The following is a 7,090-nucleotide window of genomic DNA, read 5'->3' as shown; positions in this document are numbered from 1 at the left end:
GAGAAGATGTATTAGATGCTAAAATCGTTTCTGCTTTACATAATTTATCTAAGTCACCAAATATTTGTTTCTTGATATCCATATTTTCAATTGCTGCTTCTATGACTAAATCGCAATCAGCTGCCATGTTTAGGTCAACTGTTCCTGTTAGTCTTAAAAGTATTTCTTCTTTTTTAGCTTCTTCCATCTTCCCTTTTGAAACTAATCTAGAAAGATTTTTATTTATTAATGCAAGTCCCCTACTCACAAATTCATCTTTGATATCCCTTAAAATAACTTCATGACCTTTTGTTGCAAATACCTGAGCAATACCTGCTCCCATAGTTCCTGCTCCTAACACACATACCTTCATAATATCCCCTCCATAAACCTTATCATTAAAAATTATTTTAAAATTTGACCAAAGTATATTTAATCGTTAATATATTTAATCGTTTTCTGTAAATATTTTAAGCAAATTTCATGCCACTTATACCGTATTTCAATATTTTATCTTTTCCCAATTTTAAAAATCTACTTTTTACATTTAAATTGTGTCTAAACTGCACTTTCACTTAATTATCTTAAGTAAACTAAATATTTTAAAATCTATTTATAATCTTTGTATTTTTTATATGATAATGAATTAACAAATATTTTTGTCTACTTTTTATACACTTTCAAACTTATATTGATAAATTTACATACTTCATAAATCATTAAGAATGTGTCTATTAATTTTACATGTTTATTTTTTTTACATATCTTTCATTGAAATATCTAACATTTAACATTTATAGTATAAATTTAAAGCCTTTATAGCTATTTAATTTGTTAACTATAAAGGCTTTAACTTTTTATCTAATAAATTCCCATATTTATTTGTATTGAGCATCTAAATTATACTTTTCTATTTTTTTATATAAACCTGCTCTACTTATCCCCAATATTCTTGAAGTTTTATTCTTGTTACCTTTAGTTTTTCTTAGACATTCTTGAATAACTTCTTTTTCCACTTCATCAATTACATCTTTTAAATACTTATTTTTCCCTTTATAATGCTTTATTTTATTTTTTGTTATTCTTTCAGGTAAGTGTTCTACCTTTATAGTTAAATCTGTATCTAATAAATTTATAGCTCTTTCTATAACATTTTCAAGTTCCCTCACATTTCCAGACCAATCATAATTAACCAAGAACTGTACAGCTTCTTTTGAAATTCCTTCTACATATATTCCTAATCTATTCGCTACCTTTATTCTTAAAGCATTTGCTAAAGCAGGTATATCATCTTTTCTTTCTCTTAATGGAGGTATAGTTATCTTCATAACATTAAGTCTATAATAAAGATCTTCCCTGAATTCACTATTTTTTACTCTTTCTTCTAAATTTTTGTTTGTAGATGCGATTATTCTAACATTTATTTTTTTAACTTTATGCCCACCAACCTTTACAACTTCTCTTTCTTGTATAACTCTTAGAAGCTTAACTTGCATATTCATAGGCATATCTCCTATCTCATCTAGTAAAATAGTCCCTCCATTTGCTAGCTCAAACTTTCCTTTTTTACCACCTTTTTTTGCTCCTGTAAAAGCCCCTTCTTCATACCCAAACAATTCCGATTCTAATAATTCAGCAGGTATTGCTGCACAGTTAAGCTTTATAAAAGGTGCTAAACATCTTTTGCTAGCATTATGAATAGCACTAGCATATAATTCTTTTCCTGTTCCACTTTCTCCTAAAACAAGAACATTGGAATCAGTATTTGCAACTCGTGTTGCCATATTTTTCACCTTGTTAGTTTCAGGTGAATTCCCAACAATATCATTAAAGGAGTATTTAGCTTTCTCCTCCTTTATCAGCTCACTTTTATAATATTCTATTTCTTTTTGTAAATTATTAAGCTTTTTACTTAATGAAAAGAAATCACCTATGTCCTTAAACATCACCTTACCAACGGCACCAACAACTTTATTGTTTTTCTTTATAGGAATACGCATAGCAACCATTTTGTTACCCCTAATCTCCTGAATTTCTCCGACTTCCATCTTTGCTGTTTTTAAGACTATATGCAATCTAGTATTCTCTATTACTTCAGTAACATGTTTACCTTCCGGATTGGGATTTTCAATGAATTCTTTATATCCCTTACTCATCATGATAATCTTTCCGTTTTCATCAATAACTACAGCCCATTCATTAGCAGTATTTATTATAGTGTCTAAAATATCTATATAAACTTTATCCTCACATAGTCTTTCCTGCATAAGATTATGTAATGTCATATCTTGAAATATTGCAAAAGCACCTTTAATTTCTCCATTTATCATTAAAGGAATTCTATTTACATTAAATTCTCTTCCATTTACACTAAATCTTTCATTAAGTTCTTTTTTCTTAGTTTTAATAACTCTCGGAAGTTCACTTTTAAATATAATATCTTTAATATCTTTTCCTATGCTATACTTAAATTTTATTCCAAGCAACTTTTCCGCTTGACTATTTAAAACAAATATTTTTTCATTATTATCTATCCCTACTAGCGCTTCATTTATATTCTCACTTATTGCTTTAAAAATTTCTTCGACAAAATTCATATAAACACCTCAATTTTATTAAAAATTTAATCATAAAATAATAATTTGTTAAATAATTGTATTTATTTTAATGATATCACTTGTATTCAGTAGATTACAAACAAATTTTCATCATAAATATACATTTTTTTATTTTTTAATGAGTTTTATTTATATAAGATAATTGAAATACTAATTATATATAGTAATATGAAAGGAGATTTAAAAATGAAATTAACATTTATTGCACTATTAACTGGAATTATTACTGGATTAATATTTTCCATTATTAAATTACCCTTACCTGCACCACCAACATTACCTGGCATAGCAGGTATTATAGGTATATTTTTTGGTTCTAAAATTTTTGAATATATAAAAACTTTTAAGTAATTTTTATTATAAATAAAAACTCTGCAAATGAGTTTATTAATTTTTACAAACTCATTTGCAGACCCTAACTTAATTCAAAAACACATCTTTATTTAAAACATCATAATCATCAAAACACTTATTAATAGAAAAAATCAGCACTAATATAATGCTAAAATATCTTGTTACAAATACTGCTATCATTATAGCAATTTGATATTTAATAGCCACTACAGGTATTGAACCTCCTAATATTTGTCCCGTCATCATACCTGGTAAGGCTACTAATCCAATAGTTGCCATTGATGCTAAAGTTGGATTAATTGATGATAATATCGCTTTTTTAAAATAAGGGTTTAATGCTTGCAATCTACTAGCTCCTAACCCTAAAGAATAAAAATATTCCTTTTCATTTTCTTTTATAGTATTATAAAAACTATTAAGTCCTATAATATTTCCACTTAAACAATTTCCAAGCAACATACCACCTATAGTTATCAAATATTTAGCATCAAAAATATTATTAATTTTAGCAACAAAATAATTAAAATACATTATCATAAAAAAATGTGGAATTATAACTGCAAAAAAAACAGGTGAAATAAAATTTTTTATTTTTAATTTACAAGATTTAATTATTGAAAAACTAGCTGCAACCACCATAATTATTACATAAAAAAGATTTAAAATAACATTATTGAAATTAAATAAATATTGAAGATATATTCCTACAAGACTCAATTGTATAATCATTCTACTTGTTGAATATATTATGTTTTTATTTACTTTTATTTTTAAAAATCTATTTAATAAAAATATAGGAATAAATATAAAAAACAACATTAATATTGATAAAATTGAAATTTTTTCAACCTCCACAGCTTTACCACCTCACAGCTTTAAATATAGGTATTTGCTTCCAAACTTCATCATGTGAAATAACTAAAACTGTTTTATTAATCGTTGTTATGTATTCAACTACTTTCTGCTTTAATTTATAATCAAGAGCTGATGTGATTTCATCTAAAAGCAAAACCTCTCTATCCAAAAAAATAGCAATTATTAATCCAATTCTTTGCCTTTCTCCACCAGAAAGTTCTGAAACCTTCTTTTCTAAAATATTTATATTTAACTCAAAATACTCTAATAATTCCTTTAGCTTTTCATTGTTAAAATTTTTATTTTTATTATATTCATAAGAAAATATTCCATGGATTAATATATCTACCTTTTCATTTATAAATTCAATATCTTGACTTACATAAGATATATTACTCCTAACACTTCTTATATTATTTTTATCTAGCTTTTCTTCATTAAATTTAATTATTCCATAATCAGGCTTTAAAAACCCTAATAATAGCTTAAATAAAGTTGACTTTCCACTTCCAGAAGGTGCATTCAACAAAACTTTATCACCTTTATTTATCTTAAAATTAAAATCTTCAAAAATCTTCTTATCTTTAAAACTTATATTAACATTACAAAATTCAATCACAATACTCTCCCTGATCACTTTATTTTATAAAACAGTTCAACTACCTTACGTTTAATTTCAATATAAATTTAGAGCTTAGAGTTACATTTAGAAAATTATTTTATATTCTAAATTTTAAACTCTAAACTCTTAACTTAAAAACTACAATTATAAATCTTTAGCTTATTCTAATATAATTTTTCCTTCTTTTAATTTCACTTGTATATGTGAACCTTCACTAAACTTCTTTTGAAGATATTGTTCCGCAATTTCATCTTCAATATATTTTTGTATAGCTCTTCTTAAAGGTCTTGCACCATATTTTTCATCATATCCAACTTCTAATATAAAATCTTTTACCTCACTAGAAATATCTATACTAATTTTCTTTTCTTCAACTTCATCTATAACTTCTTGAATCATTAAATCAATAATTTGATGAAGTTCTTCCTTTTTAAGTGATTTAAATACAACAGTTTCATCTATTCTATTTAAAAATTCAGGTCTAAAAATTTTTTTCAACGCTTCTGTTACATGTTTTTCTAAAACATCATATCCATCCTGTGCAAAACCAATTCCACTTGATTTAAAATTTGTTCCAGCATTGGATGTCATAATAATTACTGTATTTTCAAAATACACAGTTCTTCCTTGACTATCAGTCAATATTCCATCTTCAAGAATTTGTAACAACATATTAAACACATCAGGATGTGCTTTTTCAATCTCATCTAAAAGAATAACAGAATAAGGCTTTCTTCTTACTTTTTCAGTAAGCTGTCCTCCTTGATCATATCCAACATATCCTGGAGGCGCTCCAATTAACTTAGAAACTGTATGTTTTTCCATATACTCAGACATGTCAATTCTAATTAATGCTTCCTCACTTCCAAAAAGTTCACAGGATAATGTTTTTACAAGTTCTGTTTTTCCTACACCAGTAGGTCCAACAAAAATAAATGATGAGGGTTTTTTCTTCTTCCTAAATCCTAAACGATTTCTACGTATTGCCCTTGATAACGCTTTAATAGCCTCATGCTGACCTATAACTCGTTTGTGAAGTCTATCTTCTAAATTTAAAAGCTTTTCAGCTTCATCTTCTTTTATCCTGTGTATAGGAATTTTAGTCCATGCTTCAATTACGAATGCAATATCTTCAACGGCTAATTGTATATCATTACATTCTTTCTCAATTTCATTAATCCTATCCTGAAGTTTACATTCTTTCACTTTACCTTGTGCTGCTTTTTCATAATTATCAGTATCTGCTGATTGCTGAATCTCATCCTGAATTTCTTTTATTTCTTCCTTTAATGCCTTTAATTCTACAAGTCCTTTATTTTTTAAGTTTGCTCTAGAACTAGCTTCATCAATTACATCTATTGCTTTATCAGGTAAATATCTGTCAGTTATATATTTTTCTGATAAATTAACAGCTGCTTCAATAACTTCATCAGATATCTTCACTTTATGATATTCTTCATAATAATTTCTAATACCTTTTAAAATTTCTATGGTTTCTATAATACTAGGTTCTTCAACTAATACTTGTTGAAATCTTCTTTCTAATGCTGCATCTTTTTCTATATATTTTCTGTATTCTTCAATAGTAGTTGCACCAATTACTTGTATTTCTCCTCTAGCAAGAGCAGGTTTTAAAATATTAGCTGCATTCATAGCTCCTCCCTGTACCTCGCCGGCTCCAATTATATTGTGAACTTCATCAATTACTAGTATAATATTTCCACTTTCTTTAGCTTCTTCTATAATAGCTTTCATTCGTCCTTCAAATTGCCCTCTAAATTGAGTTCCTGCTACAACAGCAGTTAAATCCAAAAGATATATTTCAGCATCATATAATTTAGCTGGAACCTGTTTTTCAATGATTCGTACAGCTAATCCTTCTGCAATAGCTGTTTTTCCAACACCTGGTTCTCCAATTAGTATAGGGTTATTTTTAGTTCTTCTATTAAGGATTTGTATAACTCTATCTATTTCTCTATTTCTTCCAATAATCTTATCTACTTTATTTTCTTTTGCCTTTTCTGTTAAATTTATTGCATATTTATTTAAATTTTTTCTCTTATTTTTAAACCATTTATTTTTTTTCTTAGTATTAGGCTTTTCTTCTACATTTAAAGGCTGTTCCTTATTATAAGATTTTTCTTCTTTATTATCCATATCTTTAGTTTCTGGAAATGTATTTTTTAACAAATTTGCAAACATATTATTATCATCTAAATCTTCTATATTCATATCTTGGAACACATCACCCATCTGTTCAGATAAGTTTTCGATATCTTCTTCTGTCATTCCTGCTTGCTTCATTAATTGATCCATAACAGGAATCCCCATTTTTTGAGCACACTGCATACATATCCCTATCATTTCAGTTTTTCCATTTTCAATTTTTGCTGTATATATAGTTGCTATATTTTTCTTACAAATAGAACACATCTGCATATATCTCATCTCCATATTCTTGTAATCAAATTATTATGATTACAGTATATCATATCTTTGTCTCTATATTATCTTATTAATCATGTTTATAAAATGAACCATATAATAATATTGCGTCACACAATAATTATATCAAAAAATATTCTTAAATCAAAAAATAATATAAAATCAAAAAATAATATAAAATCCTCTATCTGATAGAGGATTTTTGTTTGATTTAGAA

The 7,090-nt window shown here is 26.5% G+C and carries 6 protein-coding genes; 1 reads left to right on the top strand and 5 read right to left on the bottom strand.

The annotated features are described in order from the left end of the window. The coding region (locus tag OW763_RS10470) for a 3-hydroxyacyl-CoA dehydrogenase NAD-binding domain-containing protein (protein ID WP_268041084.1) at window positions 1-355 on the bottom strand (355 nt) is incomplete at its 3' end. A 502-nt stretch (window positions 356-857) separates the two neighbouring features. Further along, the gene (locus tag OW763_RS10465; protein WP_268041067.1) at window positions 858-2,576 is read right to left on the bottom strand and encodes a sigma 54-interacting transcriptional regulator; all 1,719 of its coding nucleotides are present in this window, start codon (window positions 2,574-2,576) and stop codon (window positions 858-860) included. Window positions 2,577-2,783: 207 nt separating this feature from the next. Here OW763_RS10465 and OW763_RS10460 point away from each other — a divergent pair, with 207 nt between their 5' ends. Further along, complete coding sequence (locus tag OW763_RS10460) at window positions 2,784-2,948, top strand: XapX domain-containing protein (protein WP_268041066.1); 165 nt, start codon at window positions 2,784-2,786, stop codon at window positions 2,946-2,948. Between the two features lie 69 nt (window positions 2,949-3,017). Here the strand turns inward: OW763_RS10460 and OW763_RS10455 are convergent, their stop codons facing one another. From OW763_RS10455 to OW763_RS10445, 3 genes are all read right to left on the bottom strand, one after another. After that, complete coding sequence (locus tag OW763_RS10455) at window positions 3,018-3,806, bottom strand: ABC transporter permease (RefSeq protein WP_268041065.1); 789 nt, start codon at window positions 3,804-3,806, stop codon at window positions 3,018-3,020. A gap of 4 nt (window positions 3,807-3,810) precedes the next feature. Next, window positions 3,811-4,425 carry an ABC transporter ATP-binding protein gene (locus OW763_RS10450; RefSeq protein WP_268041064.1) on the bottom strand — a complete coding sequence of 205 codons (615 nt, stop codon included), beginning with the start codon at window positions 4,423-4,425 and terminating at the stop codon, window positions 3,811-3,813. 162 nt (window positions 4,426-4,587) lie between these two features. Next, the gene (locus OW763_RS10445; RefSeq protein WP_268041063.1) at window positions 4,588-6,867 is read right to left on the bottom strand and encodes an ATP-dependent Clp protease ATP-binding subunit; all 2,280 of its coding nucleotides are present in this window, start codon (window positions 6,865-6,867) and stop codon (window positions 4,588-4,590) included. Window positions 6,868-7,090: the final 223 nt, after the last annotated feature.

This window comes from Clostridium aestuarii (assembly GCF_026735135.1).
Lineage (GTDB): Bacteria > Bacillota > Clostridia > Clostridiales > Clostridiaceae > Clostridium_H > Clostridium_H aestuarii.
This window is presented reverse-complemented; position numbering and strand designations above follow the sequence as displayed.

Bases quoted from the DNA above. Each gene is read 5' to 3' on its own strand.
- OW763_RS10465 (WP_268041067.1), bottom strand. From the start codon at position 2,576: ATGAATTTTGTCGAAGAAATTTTTAAAGCAATAAGTGAGAATATAAAT.
- OW763_RS10460 (WP_268041066.1), top strand. From the start codon at position 2,784: ATGAAATTAACATTTATTGCACTATTAACTGGAATTATTACTGGATTA.
- OW763_RS10445 (WP_268041063.1), bottom strand. From the start codon at position 6,867: ATGCAGATGTGTTCTATTTGTAAGAAAAATATAGCAACTATATATACA.